The 510-nt window shown below is 73.1% G+C and carries 1 protein-coding gene and 1 pseudogene; both read left to right on the top strand.

Annotated elements, in window-relative coordinates; all coding sequences use genetic code 11:
- A partial coding sequence (locus tag NJ376_RS20150) for a hypothetical protein (protein ID WP_252955086.1) occupies window positions 1–248 on the top strand: 248 nt, incomplete at its 5' end.
- A pseudogene (locus tag NJ376_RS20145) lies at window positions 227–510 on the top strand (phage tail protein); the annotation flags it as partial. The gene NJ376_RS20150 and the pseudogene NJ376_RS20145, both read left to right, overlap by 22 nt.

Here is a 510-nt window from a genome sequence, read left to right as displayed (position 1 = left end):
CCGACGCGCCGCCGCTGCTGGTCAGCAACTACGTCGCCGAGGATGGGGGCGAGGCGATCTACCGCGACATGGAGTTCCCGCTCACCACCTCGGTCAGCACGGTGCAGCGGATCATGAAGGCCGAGCTGGAGCGCAACCGCCGCCAGCGCGAGGTGGCCTTCCGGCCAACCTCTCGGCCCTGCGGCTGCGGCCCTGGGAGGGGGCCACCGTCGCGCTCGATCGCCTGGTGCCCTTCCCAGCGCGGGTGACCGGCTGGTCGCTGTCGCCGGACGGCGGGGTGAACCTGACCCTGGCTGAGGAGGACGCTGCCGTCTGGGACTGGGACCCGGCGGTGGACGAGCGCGCCACCGGCGAGAGCCCCTCCGTGGTGCTGCCCAACCCGGGCGTGATCGCCGCGCCGGCCACGATCACCGTCACCGCTCCGACCACCCCCGCCTTTGGTGGCCTGGCGGTGTCCTGGGCAGCGGTCCCGAGCGCCCACTTGGCAGGCTACGAGGTCGAGTTCCTGCC

This window comes from Siccirubricoccus soli (assembly GCF_024178315.1).
Taxonomy (GTDB): domain Bacteria; phylum Pseudomonadota; class Alphaproteobacteria; order Acetobacterales; family Acetobacteraceae; genus Siccirubricoccus; species Siccirubricoccus soli.
This window is presented reverse-complemented; position numbering and strand designations above follow the sequence as displayed.